The organism is Pseudomonas sp. NPDC087342 (assembly GCF_044744265.1).
GTDB classification, from domain to species: domain Bacteria; phylum Pseudomonadota; class Gammaproteobacteria; order Pseudomonadales; family Pseudomonadaceae; genus Aquipseudomonas; species Aquipseudomonas nunensis.
Genome location: NZ_JBIUXZ010000008.1, coordinates 87685 through 112591, shown reverse-complemented (window position 1 = coordinate 112591; position 24907 = coordinate 87685). Strand labels below are relative to the sequence as shown.

Sequence of the window (24907 nt, the reverse complement as noted above, 5' to 3'; positions counted from 1 at the left end):
TTGATCGAGGAGGCACTGATGCAAAAGTGGAAAATCACTTTCGTGGATGATCACGGCGAAACTGTCGATGAAGTCTTTGAGTGCGACGAGTGCCCGGATAACGAGCACGCGGCCAAACTCATCAAGGCCCGGCTCCTTCCCGTCGCTGCCGAACTGGATCTGAACGATCTGGAAGGGCGAACCGCTGACGCCAGCGTAAAAAGTCTCAAGACCCAGAACAGCATTCAAATCCTCGGCATTACTCCTGTCTGAACCTCACCTGTCTCATTCACATCCAGACCTTGGCAGCGGCTCCGACTTGGGGCTACTCTGCAAGCGAGATCAGCGAACGGATCGCTAAGGTCTGGTCTTGTCAGCTACATGCTTAAACCCCGGCGGCAACCTGGTTGCCGTATCGTCTCCACCAATCGGTTGCGGGCGTCGGGAGTACGGAAAGTCTATCCATATGGTTTTAGGAGGACGATTCATGAGCACAGCCTATCAAGAAGACATCAGTACCAGCGTACTGCGCCGCATGAAGGAAGGCGGGTTCGATTTTTCAAGATTCCATCCCATCGAGTTCTACGCGATTTTCCCGGACGAGGAGCGGGCACGCAGGGCGGCAGGTCATTTTTGTGGTGAATCCTTGAATGCCCAGATCAGCGTGCGCGACGACGGCGCGTGGCATCTGGAACTGAGCAAAGTGATGTACGCCACCTACGATGGCATCGGCGACTTTGAGCAGGACTTCGAGGCCGTGGTTGAACCTCTGGGCGGGATCATCGAAGGATGGGGCGTCAAGCAAGAGGTACGAGGGCTACTCGCATAACACTATGAACAGCGACAACATCCAGCAACGGCTGACCTTCGGGTTGGCCGTTTTTGTTTGTCGGATTGGAAGATCAAAAGAACGCAGCCTCGTTTCACTCGACAGCTGCTACAGAGTGAAACGAGGCTGCGATCTTTTAATCCTCAACATTTCAAAAGCCCAAAAAAAAGCCGCCTGAACAGGCGGCCAAAAGGGAAGTTCGAGAGGTTTTGAAACGAATGCGCCGATTATCCGCACCAACTCCCGGGCAGTGAAATCAACTCTGACTATGCTGGTGATAGGCGACAACATTGCTTCGCAATGAAGCGGGGGCGATCAGGTTGGGGCGTTTGCCGCACAGGATTGGTGCGGTGCTTTTGGGGCGATTATCCAACTGATTGAAATCAAAGCGTTTATGCCGATGGCACGGGCCTTGCGAAGCCTAGATGTCCGGGTGACAAGGAGTACGGCATGATCCGCACCTATTTTGATGAGATGTACGATGCCGGCGGCCTGGTCCGCCCGCATTATCGAGAGTTTGCCCGTTGGCTGGCCGAGACGCCTGACGAGCTTCTGGCACAACGGCGACGCGAGGCCGATCTGTTGTTTCATCGTGCCGGCATAACCTTCACGCTCTACGGTGATGAGCAGGGGACAGAGCGCCTGATTCCCTTCGACACCATTCCTCGCAGTATCCCCGCCAGCGAATGGCGGATCGTCGAGCGCGGCTGCATCCAGCGGGTCAAGGCGTTGAACATGTTCCTCGCCGACCTCTATCACGAGCAGCGCATCATCAAGGCCGGCATCATCCCGGCCGAGCAAGTGCTGGCCAACGAGCAATACCAGTTGGCGATGCAAGGCCTGGATTTGCACCGGGATATCTATTCCCACATTTCCGGCGTCGATCTGGTGCGCGATGGCGACGGCACGTACTACGTGCTCGAAGACAACCTGCGTACACCGAGCGGCGTGAGCTACATGCTCGAAGACCGCAAGATGATGATGCGCCTGTTCCCCGAGTTGTTCGCGGCGCAGCGCATTGCTCCCATCGACCACTACCCGAACCTGTTGCTCGACACCCTGAAAAGCTCCAGCCCGATCGATAATCCGAGCGTGGTAGTGCTGACTCCTGGGCGCTTCAACAGCGCGTTTTTCGAACACGCCTTTCTGGCGCGGGAAATGGGTGTGGAACTGGTGGAAGGCGCGGACCTGTTCGTGCGTGACGACAAGGTGTTCATGCGCACCACGGACGGACCGAAAGCCGTCGACGTGATCTATCGTCGTCTCGACGATGCGTTCCTCGATCCACTGGCGTTCAACCCGGATTCGATGCTCGGCGTGCCGGGGCTGCTGTCGTCTTATCGCTCCGGCAACGTGGTGCTGGCGAATGCCATCGGCACCGGGGTGGCGGATGACAAGTCGGTGTATCCGTTCGTGACCGACATGATCCGTTTCTACCTGGATGAAGAACCGATCCTGAAGAACGTGCCGACGTTCCAATGCCGCAACCCTTCAGAACTGTCCCACGTCCTGGCCAATCTTCCCGACCTGGTGGTCAAGGAAACCCAAGGCTCCGGCGGTTACGGAATGCTGGTGGGGCCGGCGGCAACGGCGGCGGAAATCGAGTCGTTCCGCGCACGGATCAAAGCCAAGCCCCACGCGTACATCGCGCAACCGACGTTGTCCCTGTCGACCTGTCCGACCTTTGTCGAAAACGGCATCGCGCCACGCCACATCGACCTGCGTCCGTTTGTATTGTCTGGCCGCGAAACCCGGGTCGTACCCGGCGGTTTGACCCGTGTTGCCCTGCGTGAAGGCTCCCTGGTGGTGAATTCCTCCCAGGGCGGCGGAACCAAGGACACCTGGGTGGTCGAGGATTGAAGGAAGCTTGCCATGTTAAGTAGAACTGCCTCGGATTTGTATTGGATGTCGCGTTACCTGGAGCGGGCGGAAAACCTCGCACGGATGCTCGACATCAGTTATTCGCTGTCGCTGATGCCGCAGGACGGCCGCGGTGACGGTCTGCACGAACTCGCCATGCCGCTGCTGATCACCGGCACGCTGGACGATTACCTGGAGCGCCACGGCGAGCTGCATGCCGAACGGCTGCTGCATTTCTTCGCCCTGGACGCGGCCAACCCAGCGAGCATCTATAGCTGCCTCGGTTCGGCGCGGGCCAGTGCCCATGCGGTGCGTGGGCGAATCACCGCCGACATGTGGGAAAACATCAACGCCACCTGGCTGGAAATTCGCGGGATCGCGGAGCAGGGCTTGAGTCGCTACGGCATGAGCCGTTTCTGCGAGTGGATCAAGGAACGTTCGCACCTGTTTCGCGGCGCGTCCTACGGCACGATCATGCGTAACGATGCATTTCGCTTTATTCGTCTGGGCACGTTTATCGAAAGGGCCGACAACACGCTGCGTCTGCTCGACGCGCGTTACGAAATGGCCGGTGATCAGGCCGAAGCGGTCAGCGACGGCACGGCACACGCCTATTACCAGTGGAGTGCGTTGCTGCGGGCGCTGTCCTCGTTCGAGGCCTACACCGAGATCTACCGCGATGCACCGGGCGCCCGGCATGTCGCCGAATTGCTGTTGCTGCGCGCCGACGTCCCGCGTTCCTTGCGCGCCTGCACCGAAGAAATCGACCAGATCCTCGCCCAGTTGCCGGGGGCCAACGGCCGTCCCGCGCAACGTCTGGCGGCGGAAATGGACGCGCGGCTGCGCTACACCGGCATCTCCGAAATTCTCGACGAAGGCCTGCACGCCTGGCTGACCGAGTTCATCCCGCTGGTGCGCCAGTTGGGCAACGCCATTCACAGTTCCTACCTGGAGGCTGCATGAGACTTTCCATTAGCCACGAAACCACCTATCACTACGAAGATCAGGTGCGGGCGAGCATCCAGTACCTGCGGCTGACACCCCACGACAGCGAGCGCCAGCACGTACTCAGCTGGCAACTCGACCTGCCACGCCCGGTGCGCGCGCAGCTCGATCCGTTCGGCAACATCCTGCACGTGCTGACCATGGACGAGCCCCACGAGGCGATCATCATTGGCGCTCGCGGCCAGGTCGATATCGATGAACTGCGCGAAGCCGAACACGAGAGCCAATCGGCGCTGCCGTTCTTGCGTTTCACTCGATTGACCGAAGCCGACGAAGCCTTGCGGGCGTTCGCGGAAAAGGAATGCAAGAAGCGTCGGGATCGCACCGCGCTGATCGACTTGATGCAGGGCCTGAACCAGCACATGACCTACACGCCGGGCTCCACCGAAGTCGACACCAGTGCTGCCCAGGCCTTCGCCGGGCGTTCCGGTGTTTGCCAGGACCACACCCATGCGTTCCTCGCCTGTGCCCGCAGCCTGGGGATTCCGGCGCGTTATGTGTCGGGGTATTTGTACAGCGAAAACAGCGAACACCTGGCCAGTCACGCCTGGGCCGAAGCCTGGCTGGATGACGCGTGGTACAGCTTCGACGTGACTAACCAGTTGGCCCGACCGGAGCGCCATCTGAAACTGGCGGTGGGCCTGGATTACCTGGATGCCTGCCCGGTACGCGGGATGCGCCGGGGCGGTGGCTGCGAGCAGATGCATGCGAAAGTGTTTGTGTCGCCGACGCCGGTTTTCGCGCCGGTGATCTCCGTCCAGCAGCAGTAATCGGGGATACCGCTTCGCGAGCAAGCTTCGCTCCTACAGGGGATCTGTGAACCGCACAAATCCCCTGTAGGAGCGAGGCTTGCCCGCGAAGAGGCCAGCCCGAGCAACGAAAAGCTAAGGCTTAACCTTACGCCCCGCCATATGCTTCAAATACCCCACCAACAAATCCAGATCCCCCGCCGGCAATACCTGCTCTGAAAACGCCGGCATCTTTGCTTGCGGCCACTGCCTCAAACTCTGCGGATCACGAATGTAGCGCTTGAGGAAATCCGCGCCGAAGTACTCGGTGGGGTTGAACGGAATATTCAAGTCCGGCCCGAATTGCGCATCGCCCGCACCGTTGAGTCGATGGCAGGCCAGGCAATTCTTCTGGAACAAGGCAAAGCCTTGATTCACCGGATCGTCCGCCTTCAACGCAGGATCAGGCAGCAGGGCAGGAAAGCGTTGGGCCACTGGCGCTATGCGCTTGATGCTGGCGACTTCAAACGGCCATTGCTCCGGGCTGATATTGCCGGCCTGCGGATTGGTCCAGACCAGATAAAACGGTCCGGCGCTGTGTTTGCCTTCGGAGAGTGGCGGCCACGGCCTGGCCGGGTCTTCAATCGCCAGCCAGGCCTGCGCGCCTTTCGTATTGAGCAACGGCGCCGCCGCCAGTTCAGCGGCAAAACCGTCCAGCGCCACGGCTTGCAAGTGGTCGTCAGGCTTGATGCCGGTCAACAACGCGGCCAACGGCACGGCGCGATAACTCATGTCGCGCTTGTAGGAAACGTCGTTGCTGATGCTGATGGTCTGGGCCTGAGGATGCTTGAGCAATTCCTCGGTCTGCCAGGTGCGACTGCTCGCGCCCAGCTCCAGGTTCAGCTGTGCGGCATACAGGGGCGAGCCGACCAGCATGGCCCCCAATAGAAAAAGTGCTTTCAAGTGATCGCCGTCCATGTCGTGGAAGTGCCGTGAAGGTTGGCACAGCCACGCTGGCCCGGGTAGCGAGCCAATCACATTTTTATGAGGCGATAGCAAATCCTGACGCTGTTTTTTTACCAGCGACTAGCCGATCACCTTGGTCAGGTTCGGCAAAATCAACAACAGCGTAGTGGCGAATAGGATGAGTCCGGCTTGACGTACTTTCGAATGTTTGAACATGGCTGACCGCCTTTTTTGTTATTTCCTGATGCCTGCCTGCATATCTCCATGACGGCAAAGCGCTGCACTTCCTGTAGGACGAGTGCCTCGGCAAAACCCGACGACAACTTCGTACATCTTCACCTTAGAGCCCGCGTCACACTTGGTTTAGATCCATTTAGTATGGTCCTGACGTTAAAAGCTCTTAAAAAGGCATGAGGCCTATTGCCAGCTTCTTGGGCGCCCGTTTGCTAGACAGCTTCGTCACCTGAATCGGTTAATCCGATAGCTGACTACCGTCCGTCTGAGCGTGACCGTCAACGTCCGTGAGCATTGCGGTCATTGAATCCGGCGCTGCTCGGCTTAAGGTGAGAACTCAGCATTTATTCCCCGCACAGGTTCGAGGACCACATGACCGAAGCTCTGATTTTCGACGCGCTGCGCACGCCACGCGGCAAAGGCAAGGCCGATGGCGCGCTGCACAGCGTCAAACCGGTGAACCTGGTGGCCGGGTTGCTGACGGCGTTGCAACAACGCACGTCCCTGGACACCAGCCAGGTCGATGATGTGGTGCTCGGTTGCGTCACGCCCATCGGCGATCAAGGCTCCGACATCGCCAAGACGGCGGCGCAGGTCGCGGATTGGGATGTCAGCGTGGCCGGCCTGCAGATCAACCGCTTCTGCGCCTCGGGGCTGGAGGCGGTAAACCTTGGCGCGATGAAAGTCCGTTCCGGTTTCGAAGACCTCGTCGTTGTGGGCGGCGTCGAGTCCATGTCTCGCGTACCCATGGGCAGCGACGGTGGCGCCTGGGCACTGGACCCGGAAACCAACCTGCACAGCCACTTCACCCCACAAGGCGTGGGCGCTGACCTGATCGCCACGATTGAAGGCTTCAGCCGCCAGGACGTCGATGCCTACGCGCTGCATTCCCAGCAAAAGGCTGCGCGGGCTCGGGCGGACGGTTCGTTCAACAAATCCCTGGTGCCGGTGCAGGACCAGAACGGCATCATCCTGCTCGATCACGATGAATTCATCCGCGCCGAATCGACCCTGGAAGGCTTGGGCAAGCTCAAGCCGAGTTTCGAAATGATGGGGCAAATGGGTTTCGACGCCACAGCGTTGCGGGTCTACAGCCACATCGAGCGGATCAATCACGTACACACGCCGGGCAACAGTTCCGGGATCGTCGATGGCGCGGCACTGATGCTGATCGGCTCCGAAGCCAAGGGCCGGGCGCTGGGCTTGCAGCCGCGGGCGCGCATCGTGGCGACGGCGGTCACCAGCACCGACCCGACCATCATGCTCACCGGCCCCGCGCCGGCTACCCGCAAGGCTTTGGCCAAGGCCGGGTTGCGGGTTGAAGACATCGATCTGTTCGAGGTCAACGAAGCGTTCGCCTCGGTGGTGTTGAAATTCATCAAGGACATGGCCATCGACCCGGACAAGGTCAACGTCAACGGCGGCTCGATCGCCATGGGCCACCCGCTGGGCGCCACCGGTTGCGCGATCCTCGGCACCTTGCTCGATGAATTGGAAACCCGGCGCCTGCGCTATGGCCTCGCGACCCTGTGTGTCGGCGGCGGCATGGGCATTGCCACCATCATCGAACGCCTCTGAGCCCCGATTTCAAGGAACTGTGACATGACTGAAGCGATTCGTTACGAAAAGGGCCAGGACCAGATCGTCGTCCTGACCATCGACATGCCGGGCCAGAGCGCCAACACCATGAACGCGGTGTACCGCGAGGCCATGGCCGCCCGCGTCACTCAATTGGTCGCGGAAAAGGACAGCATCGCCGGCGTCATCATCACCTCGGCCAAGAAGACCTTTTTTGCCGGCGGTGACCTCAATGAACTGATCAAGGTCGGCAAGCCTGAAGCCAAAGTCTTCTACGACATGGTACTGACGCTGAAGGCGCAACTGCGCACCCTGGAAACTCTCGGCAAACCGGTGGTCGCCGCAATCAACGGCGCGGCATTGGGCGGCGGTTGGGAAATCTGTCTGGCCTGCCATCACCGCGTGGCGCTGGACAGTTCGTCGGTGCAACTCGGCCTGCCGGAAGTGACCCTCGGCCTGTTGCCGGGCGGCGGTGGAGTGGTGCGCATGGTGCGCATGTTGGGGATTGAGAAAGCCTTGCCATACTTGCTCGAAGGCAAGAAGGTCCGGCCGCAACAGGCGTTGCAGGCTGGTTTGATCGATGAACTGGCGGCGGATCACGATGAACTGTTGGCCAAGTCGCGGGCGTGGATTCTCGCCAATCCTGCGGCTGTGCAGCGTTGGGACGTGAAGGGTTATCAGATCCCGGGCGGCACGCCATCGAACCCGAAAGTCGCGCAGATGTTGGCTATCGCGCCATCGATCCTGCGCACAAAAACCCAGGGCACGCTGCCGGCGCCAGAGAAAATCCTCTGCGCGGCGGTGGAAGGCGCCCAGGTGGATTTCGACACGGCGCACCTGATCGAGACCCGATACTTCACTGAATTGACCACCGGCCAGGTCTCGAAAAACCTGATCGGTACGTTCTGGTTCCAGCTCAACGAAATCAATGCTGGCGGTTCGCGACCGCAGGGTTTTGCGCCTTACGTCACGAAAAAAGTCGGTGTGTTGGGAGCGGGGATGATGGGCGCCGGGATCGCTTTCGTCAGCGCCTCGGCGGGCATCGATGTCGTGCTCAAGGACATCAATATAGCTGCGGCTGAGAAGGGCAAGGCGCATTCGGCGGCGCTGCTGGACAAGAAAGTCTCCCGTGGGCAATTGAGCGTCGAGCAGCGCGATGCCGTGCTGGCGCGGATTCACACCACCGAAAACGATGCGGACCTGGCCGGTTGCGATCTGATCATTGAAGCGGTGTTCGAAGATCGCGATCTGAAAGCCAAAGTCTCGGCGGCGGCGCAGAAAGTCGTCGGCGCGGACGCGGTGATCGCTTCCAACACTTCGACCCTGCCGATCAGCGGCCTGGCGACTGCCGTGCCGGACCAGAGCAAGTTCATCGGCCTGCATTTCTTCAGTCCAGTGGAGAAAATGCCGTTGGTGGAAATCATCAAAGGCACGAACACCAGCGACGAAACCCTGGCCCGTGGTTTCGATTTCGTCCTGCAAATCAAGAAAACCCCGATTGTGGTCAACGACAGTCGCGGCTTCTTTACCTCGCGCGTGTTCGGCACCTTCACCAATGAAGGCATCGCCATGCTCGGCGAAGGCGTGAGCGCGCCGATGATTGAGACCGAAGCGCGTAAGGCCGGCATGCCCGTCGGGCCTCTGGCGATCTCCGACGAAGTTTCCCTCAGCCTGATGAGCCATATCCGTCAACAAACGGCCAAAGACCTGCAAGCGGAAGGGAAACCGCTGATAGAACACCCGGCGTTCGCCGTGATTGACTTGCTGCTCAACGAATACAAGCGTCCGGGCAAGGCTGCTGGCGGTGGTTTTTACGATTACCCGGCCGGAGGGCAGAAACATCTATGGCCAAAGCTGAAAACCCGTTTCGAAAAGGCTGACGGGCAGATTTCGCCGAAGGACGTGCGTGATCGCCTGTTGTTCGTGCAAGCCATCGAAACTGTACGCTGCGTGGAGGAGGGTGTGCTGACCTCGACAGCGGACGCCAACGTCGGCTCGATCTTCGGCATCGGCTTCGCGGCCTGGACCGGCGGCGCGCTTCAATTCATCAACCAATATGGCGTGAAAGACTTTGTCGCCCGCGCCCAGTACCTGGCCGAGCAGTACGGCGAGCGCTTCACTCCGCCTGCGTTGCTGTTGGAAAAAGCCGCAAAAGGGCAGGCGTTCTAAGGGACCGATGACGCATTTCGGGGCTTGCCTTGCCACCGTGTTTCAAGGCAGGCTCTGGGGTGTGCATTATTCCCATCACGTGTCAGGTATTTTTTATGTCGTTACGCATCTGCATTCTGGAAACCGACATCCTGCGTCCGGAACTGGTCGATCAATATCAGGGTTACGGGCAGATGTTCCAGCGTCTGTTTTCGCAGCAACCCATCGCTGCCGAGTTCACCGTCTACAACGTGATGCAGGGCGAATATCCCAGCGATGAGCTGACGTTCGACGCTTACCTGATCACCGGCAGCAAAGCCGATTCCTTCGGCACCGACCCCTGGATCGAAACCCTCAGAGCCTACCTGCTGAACCGCTACGAACGCGGCGATAAGCTGTTGGGCGTGTGCTTCGGTCACCAACTGCTGGCGCTGCTGCTGGGCGGCAAGAGCGAGCGGGCGACCCAGGGCTGGGGCGTGGGCATCCACAACTACAAACTCGCCGCCAAAGCGCCGTGGATGAGCCCGGTGCGGGAAGAGCTGACGTTGTTGATCAGTCACCAGGACCAAGTGACCGCACTGCCGGAAAACGCCACTGTGATCGCTTCGAGCGATTTCTGCCCGTTCGCCGCGTACCACATCAACGACCAGGTGCTGTGCTTCCAGGGGCACCCGGAATTCATTCACGACTACTCACGGGCGCTGCTGGACATTCGTCAGGAAGCGTTGGGCGAACAGGTTTATTCAAAAGGCGTGGCCAGCCTTGAGCATGAGCATCACGGCGCTACGGTTGCGGAGTGGATGATGCGGTTTGTGGCGCATAAGCCAGCGGCGGTCTGACACAAACCTGTGGCGAGGGAGCTTGCCCCCGTTCGGCTGCGCAGCAGTCGTCGATGTGGTCCGCCGAAAATGTCGGGGGCCGCTACGCAACCCAACGGGGGCAAGCCCCCTCGCCACAATGATTTTCTACAACCACCCAGACCGCTTGAAACTCGCCCACAACCCCACACACCCCACCGCTATAAACCCCAGCACCGCGAAATACCCGTAGTGCCAACTCAACTCCGGCATGTTCTGGAAGTTCATCCCGTAAATCCCGGCCACCGCCGTCGGGAACGCCAGAATCGCCGCCCACGCAGCAAACTTGCGCTGCACCACGCTTTGGCGTGAAGCCTCCAGCAACACCCCGACCTCGATGGTCTGGCTGGCAATGTCCGCCAGGGTCGTCAGGTCTTCCATCTGCCGCGTCACGTGGATCTGCACATCACGGAAGTACGGGCGCATGTTCTTGTCGATAAACGGGAAGCTCAGCTTCTGCAGTTCTTCACCGATCTCCACCATCGGCGCGGCGTAGCGACGCAAGCGCAGCACGTCTCGGCGCAGGCTGTGGAGGTTCTGAATGTCGCGTTCATTCAACGCGCTGCACAGCACGTTGCGTTCCAGTTCATCGATCTCGGCGTGGATCGCTTCGCCCACTGGCTGGTAGTTTTCGATCACGAAATCGAGGATGGCATAGAGTACGAAATCTTCCCCGTGCTCCAATAACAACGGACGCGCCTCACAGCGTTGGCGGACATGGGCGTAGGACGCCGAGTGACCGTTGCGCGCGGTGATGATGTAGCCCTTGCCGGCAAAAATGTGAGTCTCGATGAACTCCAGTTTGCCTTCGTGGCGGATTGGCGAGTACGTGACGATAAACAGCGCATCGCCGAAGGTTTCCAGCTTCGGTCGGCTGTGTTTTTCCAGGGCGTCTTCGATGGCCAGTTCGTGCAGGTTGAACTGGCGTTGCAGGTTGGTCAGCTCCTGGGCGTTGGGCTCTTCGAGGCCGATCCACACAAAGTGGCCGGTCTTGGCCGCCCAGGCTGCGCCTTCATCGAGGGTGATATTGGTGATTTTTTTACCGGCGCTGTAAACCGCAGCAGCAACAACTCTACCCATGATGGTGGTTCGCTTCTTATTGGCAGTGGCAAGGCAGTGACCAGCTTAGCCTTCTGCTTGTAGAGATTCAGTGAAATCTGCAGAGTTCACCGACAGGGCGCAATTGTGTCAGTCCCTGTAGCAGCTGCCGAGCCTGCGAGGCTGCGTTCGGCTGCGAAGCAGTCGTCAAACCTGAGCATTCGGTCTTCCTGTAACACCGCGCTGGCTGTTTTTACGACTGCTTCGCAGCCGAACGCAGCCTCGCAGGCTCGGCAGCTGCTACAGGGAGCGTGTTTGCGTAAATTGGTTCAGGCGGCTTGCAGTTGCCGATCCATCGAAGCGATGCACTCGCGCATCTGCTCGCGGCACTGGGCGATCAGCAGGGGCATGTCGTCCATGCTCAATCCGGCGGTAGGAATTGCCGGCAGCGAACGAATCAGAATTTTCCCACTGCGCCAGCGGTTCAATCGCATGTGTTTGACGTAACTGCTGACACACACCGGGACGATCGGCACACCGGCAGCGATGGCCATCTGGAACGCGCCTTTCTTGAACGGCAGCAGGTCTTCGCCGAGGTTGCGCGTGCCTTCCGGGAACACCCAGATCGACGTGTCTTCATGCTGCAAGGTGTGGGTGGTGGTGAGCATCGACTGGCGCGCCTTGTGCGCGTTGCCCCGATCGATCAACACATTGCCGGCCAGCCAGAACAACTGGCCGAACAGCGGCACCCACTTCAGGCTCTTCTTGCCAATGCACACGGTGCGGCGCGGCACCACGTTGCCAAACACAAACAGATCGTAGTTGGACTGATGGTTGGCAATGATCACGCAGCTCTCTGGTTTGTCCATCAATGGACCGACCTCGGTCTTCACCCGCAAACGCAAAATACACATCGCCGGCCAGGCATACAGGCGGGCGCATAAACGGCTGTTGTCCGGGTTGAACGGCCGGCACAGACCCAGCATCACCCCCAGCACACCGGCCAGAATAAAGTGCAGGCCCATCAATAACATACGAAACACGAAGAGCATTTACAGGCCCCACCGGGACAAAAGGTGGCGCAGTGTACGGATGTGCACTGTTTTCGGCAATTGCCGCTATAGAGGTGGGAGATAGACGATGTTTAAGCGCATGTTTCCGACTTGTGGGTCAGACGCGGCCTAGAGCGGTTGCAGGATTTTCAACAGGGCACGTACGAAAAAGCCCGACACGACGGTCGGGCTTTTCGTTGCAGCAGGCGTGGGCTTAACCCAAGTGCTCCTGATCCTGGATGATCGCGTTGTCCAGCGTCTCCAGCAGCGCCTTGCGCACTTTCAGCTTGGTCGCCTTGTGCGCGGTCATGTTGATCTTCTTCAACTGACGCGCCGCTGCCAGCGCTGCACCTTGCAGCTCCTCGGCCGACACCACCACATCCAGGAAGCCGGCCGCGATTGCGCTTTGCGGGTTGAACATCTCACCATTGATCACCGAACGGTGCAGCGCCGAGTTGCTCAGGCGATCCCGGGCCAGCTCGATCCCGGCGTGGTGCATGGTCATGCCGATCTGCACTTCATTCAGGCCAATGCTGAACGGGCCATCGACACCAATGCGGTAATCCGCCGACAACAACAGGAACGCCCCCTTGGCCACGGCATGCCCAGGGCACGCAACGATCACCGGGAACGGGTGCGACAACAGACGGCGAGCCAGCGTCGAACCCGCGGTCACCAGCGCAACTGCTTCCTTTGGACCGGCCGTCATCACCTTCAAGTCATAACCACCGGACAGAATCCCCGGCTGACCGGTAATGATCACCACCGCACGATCAGTCACCGCCTGATCCAGCGCAGCATTAAACGCCGCAATCACATCCGGCGAAATGGCGTTGACCTTGCCATTGCTCAACGTCAGGGTCGCGATACCGTCTTCGAGGTGGTAGGAAATCAACTCACTCATGACGCTATTCCTTGTATGAAAGTTGGGGCAGACGTTACCCACCGCCGCAGGCCAGGTAAAGCGCCGTGACTGACCCGCCGGTCATGCTTTACCGGTCCGGCAAGCGTAGCCGGCCGCACCAGCCGTGCATTCCCCTCTATATAGAAGAGGGGACGAAGCCGGAGATTGGCCGGTTTGCCATGGTCGCGAACCCGCCGCAGCGCCTGAATCGCTAAGCGCATGAAAATTCTGAAAAAAATATTTGCCATCGGAAAAGCTTTCGACTACATTAGCGCGCCTCGACAGACAGAACATGTTTGAAGAGATACGGTGAAGTGTCCGAGTGGCTTAAGGAGCACGCCTGGAAAGTGTGTATACAAGAAATTGTATCGAGAGTTCGAATCTCTCCTTCACCGCCAAATTCGATGTAACCAGAACCCCTGATTTCGAGAGAAATCAGGGGTTTTGTGGTTTCTGGCGTCTGGGTTTTGGGTAGGGCGCTTAAAGACGCTTCTGAAACTGGTGTAGGAAAAACGTAGGTGGCGTAGGACGTGGTATTCGAAAGCCAGCTGCTGCGGGGCTTTGATGAGGTCGGCACCTTAAATTAGCTGTCTGCGGGTGAGGCTGTTCGTTTTGCACCGATCGGGTACAGAATGAATGAAGCGGCAACGCACACGGATTGCCCCTCTACCCGGACGGATGGAAAGACGCGCGCTATGCAGGAACTCACCATGGAACAAGCCGAACTGGAAAAGATTCACGTGGAAATCGTCAAGCTGATGGCGGAGCAGCGCAAGCTGAATGCTGAAGCGGGGAAGATGACCCGTGAGACTTTTTGGTATCCGGTGGCGGTTGCGACGGGGCTCATAGGGTCGGTGGCGACGGTTACGGCGGTTTTGATCAAGTTTCTCTAATCCTCAACCTTGGTCCTTCCGGTACCAGCCTCTACGGCGCTTCGCGCTTCCTCAATAGTCTGGAAACCACCAGCCCGTCGAGGAGTGTATGAAGGTTTAGTATCGAAGGCTGGGGCGTCTCTTCAATCCCCAAGCCCAGCCACGTACTGTTTTTTTATTTACCAGTTACCTGACGCTAACGTGCGCCAGGACAAACACGGAACCCCCATGATCACCACCACAACCCACACCATCGAAGGCCGGCAAATCACAGCCTACCTGGACATTGTCAGCGCCGAGTCGGTGCAGGGCGTTAACGTGATTCGCGACATGTTTGCAGGGATGCGGGATTTTTTTGGTGGGCGTTCGCAGACGCTCGAGCGAGCGCTGAAGGAGGCGCGCATTCAGGCGACGGACGAGATCAAGGAGCGGGCGCGGGCGTTGCAGGCGGATGCGGTGGTGGGACTTGATTTCGAGATCAGCATGCCGGCCGGCAAGGGCGGAATGGTGGTGGTGTTTGTGACCGGGACGGCGGTCAAGTTGAGATGAGGCGGCCCGTGGCGGTCAGCGCACGGGCGTCGTCAGGTTGATCAGGCGGTGAGCGTAGCGCGTTCGCCCTTGGTGAAGACCTGCATGAAAAAATAGTTGCTCATTTTGGTGTTGCCCGACTTTTGATACGTAAACAATTGGCCAAGGTCGATGGTTTTTTCGAAGTTGTCCTTGTTCAGAATAAAACCGCCGGTGCCCAGGTATTCCCGATCTTCCTTCACATACTCGAACGAGCTGCTCGCATATTCGTTGGCGGCGTCTTTCAAGGCGTCGGATTGATTCATGTACTCGGTAAGACGAGCGAGGTCTTCGGCGCTGACCGAGCCGGTAGGGGATGTGGCCTTGAGTTGCCCTTGCGGATCGACGGTAAAGCCGAAGTCTTTTTCCTCAAGTGTCGGGTCGATGTTTTTCAAATCGTCCAGAAACTGCATGTACGAAGTCTTGAGGTATTCATGGGCTGCCATCAAGCGGTCATGAGCGGCGGGAAAATCTTTGGTGGGCTCGGTGCGGCCAACGTAGACATCGATGGCGACCATGGGCGTTCCCGGGTCGGACGGCTGGGAGGGCGACGGATTGCTCGGGTGATAGATGACGCCCGGGGTCAGCTGCGTGCCCGTCGGGTTTTTCATGTCGATCGCGCCGGAGTCGATCATCTCCTTTATTTTTTCGCCACCTGCTTTACCCGCCGCGATCTGCTCGGGGGTGAGCGTGATAGGCGTGGTGTTGATCAGTGACGGCATTCCCTTGATTTCCATGTTCTCTCCCTGAGTTTTTTGCGTAGGAATAAGGGCAACGGCTTGTCGCTGGAAATCTTGAGGGCGGAACGGACGTACGACATGTTTCTGTTTGTTACGTGATCGATTTGTAGGACGCGGGCATCGGCCATTCGTCGGGCACAGGGTGATCTGAATCACAAGTCCAGTAATGACCGGCTAGTCTCAAAAGCCTTGGTGGTCGATATTTTTCAGGCAAAACAGGCTTGCCGGTATCGGCCCATTTTTGAAAGGGGCGAAGAGATGGCTGATCCGTATATCGAAGACGACGGGGCTGAGTTTCCAATCAACAATTGCGTGCAGTGCGGCCAGACTGAATATGTGGCTGGCTTTGGCGAGGATCAGGTCAAGACTGGCAAGATCAAATCGATGGCGCCTCGAGGGCCGAAGTCAAAATTTCTGCCCAAGGTTGCAGCACCTTCCAGGAAATAATCGTCAGCAAAAACGACCCCGCCATTGAGCGGGGTTTTTCATTTGTGGTGTGCGGAGTACTCGAGAGTTTCCCAGCAGACATTTGCTGGTTTTCTTTCACAAACTTTTCACAAGGACCTACGTAGTCTCAGCTCATCCGTTAGAAAGCAGTACTCCAGCCCGTCTCCCCAGCGGGCTTTTTTTTGCCTGTCATAAAACCTTTTCCATAAACGCTGTCCAACCGTCGCCTATAGCGAGGTTGAGCCGGTTTGTGTCTGGACTTTGCCGTCACTAAAGCATTCAATCTCCGCCTTTTCGTTTCCCCCTTTTTTGAGGTTTTCGTCATGCGTTTAACACTGCCTGCTCTGGTTCTGGGCCTTTTGGTTACTCAAGGTGCGATGGCTGCCGGTCAAGGCACTGCCGCGCTCGGTGGTGGTCTGGGTGGCGCGCTGGGTAATGTCGTCGGCCAGAACATGGGCGGCAGCACCGGCGCAGCGATCGGTGCTGGCGTAGCGGGCGCGGCAGGCAGTGCGATTGCCGCTCCGAAAGGCAGTCGTACCAAAGCGGCTATCGGCGGCGGTGTCGGCGCGGCGGGCGGTTCGGTGATTGGCCACAGCCTGGGCGGCAAGACCGGTGCAACCATCGGCGCCGGCCTGGGCGGTGCTGCTGGCGGCGCGGTAGGTACCAACCTGTCGAAAGGCCACAAGCGCCACTGATCCTGAAGGTCAGCTCAAGAAGCCCGGCGTAATGCCGGGCTTTTTCGTTTCTGAACGTTTTTTTCCAGCGAGCCTCCAAACTCTTACAACCCTCTCGACTAGCAGAGTACTGTGGGAGCAGGTTGAGACACTTGCGCTCCTCCAATACGGAATTGAGGTTCATATCATGCGTTTGACATTGTCCACGTTGGTTCTTGGTCTTTTGGTCGCTCAGGGCGCCATGGCGGCCGGCGATGGTACCGCAGCGGTTGGCGGTGGTCTTGGCGGTGCGCTGGGTAATGTGGTCGGCCAGCAAATGGGCGGCAGCACCGGCGCAGCGATCGGCGCGGGTGTGGGCGGCGCCGCAGGCAGCGCGGTCGGCGCGCGCAAAGGCAGCCGCACAGAAGCGGCCGTCGGCGGCGGTATCGGGGCGGCGGGCGGCTCGGTGGTCGGCCATAGTCTGGGCGGCTCCACCGGTTCGACCATTGGCGCAGGCTTGGGTGGCGCGGCGGGTGGCGCTGTCGGCAACAACCTGGGTAGCGACAGCGGCAGCTCCCATTCTGGTGGCGGCCACAAGCACAAGAACAAACACAGAAACAAACATCGCTAGTTTGACTGTCTAGCGACAGCACTTCTGTGAGTAGGGCTCTGCAATGCTTGGTTGTAAGACGCCCCGAACTTCATCAACTCGCTGAAACTGTGAGGCGCGCCATGACCCTTGAAACCGAAGACAAAGATAAGCAAGAGGACTCCAGCGGCGTGCCGTATTTGAACGATCCTGGAAATGAAGATCCAGGTTCGTTAATGGACGATGCAACCGTCCCGCTCAACGACTCTGATGATGCAGGGGATGTGGGCAACACCGAGTATGAAGAGGAAGACTCGGACGAGGACTGACCGATCGTCCCTCGGATCGAACGCCTGCATAGCCCCATCCTCGAAATGTCAGGGCCTGCCCTTCAGGTCCTTCGAGAGGTGCTTATGAACGCTGATCCGAAAGTCGCTGACGTCGACGAAACCCCTGAATATCCGCTGCCTTCACCCACAGATTCACTGAGCCGTGACCAGCGTCCGCCTGATGATGAGGATGACGCAGGTGTGGAGCATGTTCCGGAGGGTGATGTGAAGCGAGGGGATGTGGAGGCGAGTCCCGATGATCCGGATATTGCCGGTGAGGATGGGTCGGGGGAGCCGAGTTGAGAAGTTTTGAGATTAAAACCCAGCAAAGTTGTTGGGTTTTTCGATTTAAGTGATCTGTAGCTTCAATAAAATAAATCACATAGCGGTTTCAGTAAGATAGACAGAAGGACCGCAAAGACGGGGGAATTTAGTCGAGAACTCTATTAGGGAATTCTCTGATCGCGCACATATTTTAAATACGTCATCGTGTCTAGTTATTGTGATATTTAATATTTCACGAGTTGGAATGTTTTTTATAATCAAATCGCTCAATTCGCTGCAATCTAATCCGATACGACACGCGTTGAACGTTGAGTTTGCCCATTTTTTTGGTGGTTTGTCCGGGATATCCTGTATGTCGAAGCCCATGGTTAATGACGGTTGGTTGTTGTCTATTTTAAGTGTGAATAATTTTATACTTTTGATTGATATGGGCTTGCTGAATACCATGTTAAAAAAAATGCTGCCGTCAAGATCGTTCCAATGTTTCATATGTTATCTCTTAAAAGGGTAGTGTTCTTTGGTGTTTTCGACTTTTCCATTTCTAGGGTCGTCAAGAGGTCTGATATTAAAATGAGCTCCCTGATCACCCTTGGTTTTCACTTCGCCGAATTTATGGCCCGCAGAGTGATCTTGAAGAAGAATTATAGAGCCGTCTTCTCGAGTGAACTGGTACTGCCTAGTCCTTATCGGTAACCCAGAAATGTTAAGTATATTTTTCTCGTTTATGTCAGTCATTTTGACATAAATGAACTGAGTGGATCTTCCACTCGCTTCGTCGTGTAGCGCGTCAGGTTGCTGGCTTCTAGGAATTCCGGCGTCGCTCTTAGCTTGTCTGAAAGCTCCTCGTCGTGAAACATCTGGTACTTCTGGCTCACTTGGATTTAAACAACCGGCTGACTCCTGAACCTTCGGCGGGCAGTTGGCGTTCAACCCCAACGGATCAACCCACCCCGTCGGATTTGGCGTGTACTGGTACGGGTTCAACCCACCCGCCAACTTAACCGGATCCGGCGTCAGGTACCGTCCAACATCCGGGTTGTAATACCGGTGCCGGTTGTAGTGCAGTCCCGTCTCCGCATCGAAGTACTGCCCTTGAAACCGCAACGGCTGGTCCAATACTTGATGTGTATCGCGGTTCAGGCGGGTCAGTCGGCCGTAGGCGGTGTATTGCGCGGCCCAGACAATTTCGCCGCTGTAGTCGGTCAGTTCCTGCGGTGTGCCTAGGTGGTCGAGTTGGTAGTAGAACGGGCAGGCCTGTAGCGGGCCTTTGCCGTCGAGCATCGCCAGTGGGCGGAAGGTGCCGGGTTCGTAGATGTAGCTGCGGTAATGCTCGGAGCTGCTTTCGGCGACAACTTGATCGCCTTGCCAGAAGAACTCGGTGGTCTTGTTATCGACGGTTTTGGCGATGCGGCGGCCGAAGGCGTCGTAGCGATAATTCGCACAACTTCCATTCGGTAACGTGACGCTAATTAACCGGTGCTGGCAGTCGTAGCGATATTCGGTGACGAGTTTTTGCGCCGTGCCGCGGCGTTCGCGGATGAGGTTGCCGAAGGCGTCGTAGTCGTAATGACGATCACCCTGCATCAACAGGCGATTGCCCTCAACGCTCGCCAAACCGGGACGATCCTGCATCAGCAAATTGCCCGCCGGGTCGTGGGCGAAGCTTTCCGGCAGGTGATCGCGGGAATGGCGGGCGCGGATCAGGCGATTCAGAGCGTCGTAAACATAGCTGCGCTGACCGTGTCGGGTGTCGGCGATGCTGTCGAGATTGCCGTTGGCGCTATAGGCATAATCGCGGCGGTACAGAGGTCGTCGCTGTTGGCTGACGGAGTGGGCTTTCAGGCGACCTTGGTCGTCGTACTGGTAATCGCTGAGCAACAAGCCTTGCTGGCGGTGCTGTTCGCGACCCGTGGCGAAAGTGTGGGACGTCAGTCGCGCGCCATTAAGGTCGATGGCCGTCAGTGCGCCGCCTTTGGCATGGTGGTAATCGAGTTTGCTGTTGTCCGGCAGGCGAATGTGATTGAGCTGGCCGCAGGCGTTGTAGCTATAACGCAAGGTGCCCCAGCCTTGGTGTTCGGTGATGAGACGGTCTTGCAGGTCGTAGGCAAATTCCAATGGATGGTCGTGACCATCATCAACGCTGACCAGGCGCCCGAGGCTGTCATAGCGATATTCGACCTTGATGCCGTCGGGCAGCGTCTTGACCAGCAAGCGCCCGGCCGAGTCCCGCTGGTAACCGGTGATGAGCGTCGAACCGTCATCGCCGAACTCGGTTTTCTCCAGCAGTTGCCCATTGAGGTCGTAGGCATACGCCGTGCGCTGCCCGTCGAATCCGGTTTCCTGTCGGATCAATCCATTGGGCGTGTAGTCCAGCTGATATTTTTCGCCGGATTCGTTTTCGATCTCGGTCAGAAGCAGCTGCGCATTGTCGTAGCGATACTTCAGCTGAGTGCCGTCAGGGTTGATGCGGCGACTGGCCAGATGCAGGTCGTCGGCATATTCGTAGCGAGTGACGCGGCCCAGTTCGTCCTGCTCGGCGGTGATCTTGCCGTAGGCGTTGTAGCTGAAAGCGCGGGTGGCGCCTGTCGGTAAAGTCGTCTGGACCAGTCGGCCGACGGCATCCCATTGGTAATGGGTGACGGCACCGTGTTCGTCCTGGCGGGTGATCCGTCGCCCCAGTGCATCGTAGGAAAACCGCCGTTGCCCGCCGTCTGGCAACGTCTCTTCGACCAATTGCCCCAGACCGTTCCTGACGAACATGTGCCGACTGGTGTCGGGATAACGGATCGACAGCAACTGCCCCTGCGCGCCGTAGTGGTAATGAGTGACCTGTCCTTCCGGGTCGATAGATTCGGTGACATCCCCCCGAGCGTCACGCCGATACATCCAGACCGCTTTGCCGCGACGCCGGGCATGCAGGAAACCGTTGCGATACTCGTAGGAAGTCGGCTCGCCTTCTGGTGGAATTTGCGCCACGAGACGTCCGACTTCGTCATAGCGGTATTCCGTCACCGCCCCGAGCGGGTCCTGCTCGGCAATCAATCGGCCCTTGTTGTCATAGCCCTTGCGATGCTCACCGCCATTCGGTTCAACCCGGCGTACCAAGCGCGCCTTATCGTCATGGACGTAAGCTTCTTCGCTGCCATCGACGTTCTTAACCACAACCCCGCCCTGGTCATCCCAGGTGTAAGCGGTGTCCATCTGCGAAAAACTCGCCCGGTGGCGGATGCATCGCGCAGCCTTGCCGGACTTTTCCCACTCCCAGAAGAAACTTGCCCCACCGGCCAGTTGCCGCTGCAGGATCACGTGCTGATCGTCGTAGTCGTACCGTTCGCTTTCGCCCGCGGCATTGGTCGCTTCGATCAGGTGATGACGGGCGTCGTAGCGGTAGGAAACCAGCGTCTGTTCTGTACGCCAGGCGTCACTCAGGGAGTCGGCAGGATGAAACGTCTGATACTCGATAGCGATGAGGTGTCGGCGCTCGTAACACAACAGCAGCGAACGCCCGGCCCCGTTGTCGAGGCGCTGAATGCGATCCTCGCGATCGCGGGTGATATGTAGCCGGTTGCCATAGGCATCGCTGATCGCCGTCAACTTCCCGTTGCGGAAGTGGTAGAACCTCGGCGTCTCGCCCGCCAACGCAACAATCAGTTCCTGCGGCTCATCCCCTAAGTAAATCGCCGACCGCGACAGGCTGTTATGAATCGCCGGGCGCTCGACGCTAGGCAGCGGAAACGTCGTACGGCGGTTTTCATGGTCGATCCAGATGACACGCTGACCATCCCGCTCCAGACGGTGGGCGAGGGAATGAGTCCAGCCCCAGCCCAAGCCACAGTCGAGTTCCACGGCGCTGGTGCGATACAGCCGGGTGAACTCGAACGGCAGGATTCCGTCCAGTGAACCGTCGGTCAGGGTCAACAGCTCTTCGCCAGTGACCATCGATACCGGGCAGCCATTGGTGCAGGTCAATGGCCCGCAATCAGCGCTGTCGCCGTTAGGATTTGTCGCCTGGTCCGGTGCGTCATGCTGAGGTTCGTGTGGGACCAATCGCGTTTGTGCGTCGGTTTTGTCCCGAGCGATGGGCACCGGGTTCTTCACCACCAGAACCGGTGACTCGCCGTTACGAATCTCCAATGGCACTGTTGGCGCTGGCCTCACCGGCGCATGGCGCGCATTGACCGCCAGCGGTTTGAACGCATCTGCGTGGGTAGTCAGCCTGGATTCGGCGGTCAACTCGCTCAGGCGTAATGTGGCGGCCGCCAGCCATTGCCGTGCCCGTGGTGATTTGACTTTACCCAGCACCTTGGCACTTAAAGCGATCTTCACGCCTTGTCCGCGGGTCACCGCCATCAGTAGGAAAGCGATCAGCAGTTCTGTACGAATTTCCGCCACCACCTCGGCGACGAATTGCGGCGGCAGCATCCTCAGCCAACTGGTAAACGCGGCGAGGTGAATAAATAGCAGCGGCTCATCACTCAGCAGCAACAAGCCATTGGCGATGGCATCAGCGGAGGCCGCGAGCAGCGCTTCCAGCTCGGCCTGGGTCAGGTACTCCAGCAACTTTTCGCTATTGGCTTGCAGGTCGGCGAGCAGGGCGTAGACCTGTTTCACGTCATCCCAAACACCCTGCAACGAATTTCTGACACCCAGCCAGTCCGCTTCTTGCAGCAGGCCGTAGCGCTCACGAAAGCCGGCGCTGGCGAATTCTGTCCACAGCGGCTCGAACTCGTTGGTCCATTCCGCGCGCAGCCAGCCCTCGAGTTCGCCGATCAGGCCTTGATACGAGGCGTAGAGCACCTTGACGTGCTCGGCTGAAACATCGGGAAAGAAGGTGATGCGATAACGCTGGCCCCGACTGCAGTCGGAAACTTCGAGAATGCCGCTGGGGCCGATGGTCTTGTGGACGGGTTCACCGAATGTCAGCTCACCGTTGTGATCCGCGATCACCGGTTCGAGTGTCACCGGTGTGTTGCCGATCGGCACGAAACGCGCCGCCTCGAACATATGCACCAGGGTCAACGGGCCTTCGGCGGGGCATTGGGTTATCACGGAGCTGACTGGCGTGCTGGTATTCAGCGGAGCGCGAAGGCGAACATCGTTGCCGACCTTGAACACCTGCTCGACATCCAGTGCCCAACCGCTCCAGAAGTTTTCTGCCCAACGCTCGTAGTCGTTCAGACAGAGGCGAAACTCACCGAGTACCGCTTCGACATCGGGTTGCTCCGGGTTCATGGCGGCGACCACCATCAGGCCGATGGTGTTGTTCAGGGCCAGGAGTCCATTGGGGTCGAACATTCGCAGTCACTCGCGCGCTTCAATAAAGGACGCGAGACTTTGCGGGGGATCGTCGAGGAAAGAAGTCAGGAAAGGAGGTGTTTGCTGTAGGGATAGTCGCTAAATCAGCGACAGCACAGGAATACAGGTTTTTTCACCCGTCGGTCATTGCACGTTGCCCTCAGCCAGCCGCGCTCGTTATGCTGCTGAACCCTTTAATCGATCCGAGTACTGGCCGTACCTGAGCCGCCTGGGATGTCTTTAAGAACGGATCAGATGCGATGAATGCACCACTGAAAGCGTTCGGCCCGATCAAGGCCGTGATTTTCGACATGGATGGCTTGCTGTTGGACACCGAAGGCATTTACACCGAGGTCACGTCGATGATTGTCGAACGTTATGGCCGGACCTTCGACTGGAGCATCAAACAGAACATCATCGGCCGTGGCGCGGGCGACCTGGCGCGTTATGTGGTCGAGGCGCTGGAATTACCGATCACCGCCGAAGAGTTCCTGGTGATCCGCGAGCCGCTGATGCGCGAGCGTTTTCCCAAGGCACTGGCGATGCCGGGGGCCGAGGAGCTGGTTCGGCACTTGAAGGCCAACAACATTCCGATTGCGGTGGGCACCAGCTCCTCCCGCCAATCGTTCGGCCAGAAAACCACGTTGCACCGTGACTGGTTTGCGCTGTTTGATTTTGTTGTTACTGCGGATGATCCGGAAGTGGGCGCAGCCAAACCGGCGCCGGATATCTTCCTGACCGCTGCGCGGCGCCTGGGTGTCGCGCCTGAGGATTGCCTGGTATTCGAAGATTCGCCGTTTGGCGTCACGGCAGCGAAAGCGGCGGGGATGACCGCGATTGCGATTCCGGATGTAGCGATGGCGGACGAAAAATACGCTCACGCGGATGGGATTCTTCGTACGTTGAAGGCGTTCACGCCGAGTGAATGCGGCTTGCCGGCACTTGAATGGGCGTAATGTAGAAAATGTGGGAGCGAGCCTGCTCGCGAAGAGGGCTTAACATTCAACAACAATGTTGACTGTTAGTCCGCTTTCGCGAGCAAGCCCGCTCCCACATTTGATTGGCGTTGGCAGACCTGTATCAGGCGCCGAAACCACCATCGATCGTCAGGCTCGCACCGGTGATGTAACCCGCTTCCGGGCCGACCAGGTAAGCGACGAAGCTGGCGATTTCTTCTGCTTTGCCATAACGACCTACCGCCATCAACGGGATCAGGCTCTCGGCGAAGTCACCGCTGGCCGGGTTCATGTCAGTGTCGACCGGGCCCGGTTGCACGTTGTTGATGGTGATGCCGCGCGGACCGAGGTCGCGGGACAGGCCTTTGGTCAGGCCGACCAGCGCCGCTTTGCTCATGGCGTATGGGCCGCCACCGGCGAAGGGCATGCGGTCGGCGTTGGTGCTGCCGATGTTGATGATGCGACCGCCTTCGGTCATGTGTTTGGCCGCGGCCTGGGTGGCGATGAACACGCTGCGCACGTTGATAGCCAGGGTCTGGTCGAAGTCTTCGAGTTTGAAATCTTCCAGTGGCGCGACGGCCAGTACGCCGGCGTTGTTGACGAGGATATCCAGGCGACCGAAGGCTTCTACGGTGGCGGTCACCGCGTTGCGAATGGCGTCTGCATCGGCGCTGTCGGCCTTGATGGCGAGGGCTTTGCCGCCGTTGCCGGTGATGCTGTTCTGCAATTCTTCAGCTTTGGCGGTGGAGCTGACGTAGGTGAAGGCAACCGCGGCGCCTTCAGCAGCCAGACGTTTGACAATGGCTGCGCCGATACCGCGGGACCCGCCTTGAATCAAAGCCACTTTGCCGCTGAGGTTCTGAGTAGTCATATCGATCTCCAAAGTCCCGAGGCGAGATGTCTCGGTTGATGGAGCCTAGTATCGATTCCGGATTACCTGCTGTGTAGAGGGTAATTGCGATAGTCTGTGTAAACCAAAAGTTTATAGTGGCGATC

General features: G+C 58.4%; 24 protein-coding genes and 1 tRNA gene. 17 read left to right on the top strand and 8 right to left on the bottom strand.

Annotation, left to right across the window (positions count from 1 at the left end; translation table 11 throughout):
* Window positions 1–18: 18 nt before the first annotated feature.
* The 5 genes from ACIOYV_RS18370 (at window position 19) to ACIOYV_RS18350 (ending at window position 4443) form a co-directional block, all read left to right on the top strand.
* The gene (locus ACIOYV_RS18370; RefSeq protein WP_128873369.1) at window positions 19–252 is read left to right on the top strand and encodes a hypothetical protein; all 234 of its coding nucleotides are present in this window, start codon (window positions 19–21) and stop codon (window positions 250–252) included.
* Window positions 253–466: 214 nt separating this feature from the next.
* Window positions 467–808: a ribonuclease E inhibitor RraB gene (locus ACIOYV_RS18365; protein ID WP_054048564.1), complete on the top strand. Its 342-nt coding sequence runs from the start codon at window positions 467–469 to the stop codon at window positions 806–808.
* Window positions 809–1258: 450 nt separating this feature from the next.
* Window positions 1259–2668: a circularly permuted type 2 ATP-grasp protein gene (locus ACIOYV_RS18360; protein ID WP_054048561.1), complete on the top strand. Its 1410-nt coding sequence runs from the start codon at window positions 1259–1261 to the stop codon at window positions 2666–2668.
* A 12-nt stretch (window positions 2669–2680) separates the two neighbouring features.
* Window positions 2681–3631 (top strand): alpha-E domain-containing protein, encoded by a 951-nt coding sequence (locus ACIOYV_RS18355; RefSeq protein WP_133836635.1) that lies wholly within the window; start codon window positions 2681–2683, stop codon window positions 3629–3631.
* Window positions 3628–4443 (top strand): transglutaminase family protein, encoded by an 816-nt coding sequence (locus ACIOYV_RS18350; RefSeq protein WP_054048557.1) that lies wholly within the window; start codon window positions 3628–3630, stop codon window positions 4441–4443. The genes ACIOYV_RS18355 and ACIOYV_RS18350 overlap by 4 nt, the downstream gene beginning before the upstream one ends.
* 114 nt (window positions 4444–4557) lie before the next feature.
* On the opposite strand, the gene ACIOYV_RS18345 is transcribed toward ACIOYV_RS18350, so the two are convergent.
* Entirely contained in the window at window positions 4558–5379 is an 822-nt protein-coding gene (locus ACIOYV_RS18345; protein ID WP_401325763.1) for a c-type cytochrome, read from the bottom strand.
* A 594-nt stretch (window positions 5380–5973) separates the two neighbouring features.
* On the opposite strand from ACIOYV_RS18345, the gene ACIOYV_RS18340 reads away from it, so the two are divergent.
* The 3 genes from ACIOYV_RS18340 (at window position 5974) to ACIOYV_RS18330 (ending at window position 10166) form a co-directional block, all read left to right on the top strand.
* Window positions 5974–7179: an acetyl-CoA C-acetyltransferase gene (locus ACIOYV_RS18340; protein ID WP_163909173.1), complete on the top strand. Its 1206-nt coding sequence runs from the start codon at window positions 5974–5976 to the stop codon at window positions 7177–7179.
* A 24-nt stretch (window positions 7180–7203) separates the two neighbouring features.
* The gene (locus ACIOYV_RS18335; protein WP_401325760.1) at window positions 7204–9348 is read left to right on the top strand and encodes a 3-hydroxyacyl-CoA dehydrogenase NAD-binding domain-containing protein; all 2145 of its coding nucleotides are present in this window, start codon (window positions 7204–7206) and stop codon (window positions 9346–9348) included.
* A 95-nt stretch (window positions 9349–9443) separates the two neighbouring features.
* Window positions 9444–10166: an amidotransferase gene (locus ACIOYV_RS18330; protein ID WP_401325758.1), complete on the top strand. Its 723-nt coding sequence runs from the start codon at window positions 9444–9446 to the stop codon at window positions 10164–10166.
* A 126-nt stretch (window positions 10167–10292) separates the two neighbouring features.
* On the opposite strand, the gene ACIOYV_RS18325 is transcribed toward ACIOYV_RS18330, so the two are convergent.
* From ACIOYV_RS18325 to ACIOYV_RS18315, 3 genes are all read right to left on the bottom strand, one after another.
* Window positions 10293–11264, bottom strand: a complete 972-nt coding sequence (locus tag ACIOYV_RS18325; RefSeq protein WP_054048547.1) for a magnesium and cobalt transport protein CorA — start codon at window positions 11262–11264, stop codon at window positions 10293–10295.
* Window positions 11265–11551: 287 nt separating this feature from the next.
* Window positions 11552–12274, bottom strand: a complete 723-nt coding sequence (locus ACIOYV_RS18320) for a 1-acylglycerol-3-phosphate O-acyltransferase (protein ID WP_401325754.1) — start codon at window positions 12272–12274, stop codon at window positions 11552–11554.
* Window positions 12275–12488: 214 nt separating this feature from the next.
* Entirely contained in the window at window positions 12489–13178 is a 690-nt protein-coding gene (locus ACIOYV_RS18315) for a crotonase/enoyl-CoA hydratase family protein (RefSeq protein ID WP_054053945.1), read from the bottom strand.
* Between the two features lie 308 nt (window positions 13179–13486).
* Between ACIOYV_RS18315 and ACIOYV_RS18310 the strand changes: the two genes are divergently transcribed.
* From ACIOYV_RS18310 to ACIOYV_RS18300, 3 genes are all read left to right on the top strand, one after another.
* Window positions 13487–13576, top strand: a tRNA-Ser gene (locus ACIOYV_RS18310).
* 312 nt (window positions 13577–13888) lie between these two features.
* Window positions 13889–14071: a hypothetical protein gene (locus ACIOYV_RS18305; protein ID WP_163910402.1), complete on the top strand. Its 183-nt coding sequence runs from the start codon at window positions 13889–13891 to the stop codon at window positions 14069–14071.
* A gap of 207 nt (window positions 14072–14278) precedes the next feature.
* Entirely contained in the window at window positions 14279–14599 is a 321-nt protein-coding gene (locus ACIOYV_RS18300) for a YbjQ family protein (RefSeq protein ID WP_054054102.1), read from the top strand.
* Window positions 14600–14640: 41 nt separating this feature from the next.
* Here ACIOYV_RS18300 and ACIOYV_RS18295 read toward each other — a convergent pair whose 3' ends face one another.
* Window positions 14641–15354, bottom strand: coding sequence for a hypothetical protein (locus ACIOYV_RS18295; RefSeq protein WP_401325750.1), 714 nt, complete (start codon window positions 15352–15354; stop codon window positions 14641–14643).
* Window positions 15355–15615: 261 nt separating this feature from the next.
* On the opposite strand from ACIOYV_RS18295, the gene ACIOYV_RS18290 reads away from it, so the two are divergent.
* The 5 genes from ACIOYV_RS18290 to ACIOYV_RS18270 all read left to right on the top strand — a co-directional run bounded on the left by ACIOYV_RS18290 (window position 15616) and on the right by ACIOYV_RS18270 (window position 17678).
* Window positions 15616–15804 carry a hypothetical protein gene (locus ACIOYV_RS18290; protein ID WP_054053951.1) on the top strand — a complete coding sequence of 63 codons (189 nt, stop codon included), beginning with the start codon at window positions 15616–15618 and terminating at the stop codon, window positions 15802–15804.
* Window positions 15805–16127: 323 nt separating this feature from the next.
* Complete coding sequence (locus ACIOYV_RS18285; RefSeq protein ID WP_054053953.1) at window positions 16128–16499, top strand: hypothetical protein; 372 nt, start codon at window positions 16128–16130, stop codon at window positions 16497–16499.
* A 166-nt stretch (window positions 16500–16665) separates the two neighbouring features.
* Window positions 16666–17088 carry a hypothetical protein gene (locus ACIOYV_RS18280; protein WP_054053956.1) on the top strand — a complete coding sequence of 141 codons (423 nt, stop codon included), beginning with the start codon at window positions 16666–16668 and terminating at the stop codon, window positions 17086–17088.
* Window positions 17089–17189: 101 nt separating this feature from the next.
* Window positions 17190–17375, top strand: a complete 186-nt coding sequence (locus ACIOYV_RS18275) for a hypothetical protein (protein WP_054053957.1) — start codon at window positions 17190–17192, stop codon at window positions 17373–17375.
* Between the two features lie 84 nt (window positions 17376–17459).
* Complete coding sequence (locus ACIOYV_RS18270) at window positions 17460–17678, top strand: hypothetical protein (protein ID WP_401325745.1); 219 nt, start codon at window positions 17460–17462, stop codon at window positions 17676–17678.
* A gap of 75 nt (window positions 17679–17753) precedes the next feature.
* On the opposite strand, the gene ACIOYV_RS18265 is transcribed toward ACIOYV_RS18270, so the two are convergent.
* Together ACIOYV_RS18265 and ACIOYV_RS18260 are read right to left on the bottom strand one after the other, a co-directional pair.
* Window positions 17754–18107 (bottom strand): Imm50 family immunity protein, encoded by a 354-nt coding sequence (locus ACIOYV_RS18265; protein ID WP_401325968.1) that lies wholly within the window; start codon window positions 18105–18107, stop codon window positions 17754–17756.
* Between the two features lie 45 nt (window positions 18108–18152).
* Window positions 18153–22955 (bottom strand): RHS repeat-associated core domain-containing protein, encoded by a 4803-nt coding sequence (locus tag ACIOYV_RS18260; protein WP_401325742.1) that lies wholly within the window; start codon window positions 22953–22955, stop codon window positions 18153–18155.
* Window positions 22956–23215: 260 nt separating this feature from the next.
* Here ACIOYV_RS18260 and ACIOYV_RS18255 point away from each other — a divergent pair, with 260 nt between their 5' ends.
* Window positions 23216–23911, top strand: coding sequence for an HAD-IA family hydrolase (locus ACIOYV_RS18255; RefSeq protein WP_401325740.1), 696 nt, complete (start codon window positions 23216–23218; stop codon window positions 23909–23911).
* A gap of 124 nt (window positions 23912–24035) precedes the next feature.
* On the opposite strand, the gene ACIOYV_RS18250 is transcribed toward ACIOYV_RS18255, so the two are convergent.
* A complete protein-coding gene (locus ACIOYV_RS18250) occupies window positions 24036–24782 on the bottom strand; it encodes a 3-oxoacyl-ACP reductase family protein (protein ID WP_054053963.1) in 747 nt (248 codons plus the stop codon).
* Window positions 24783–24907: the final 125 nt, after the last annotated feature.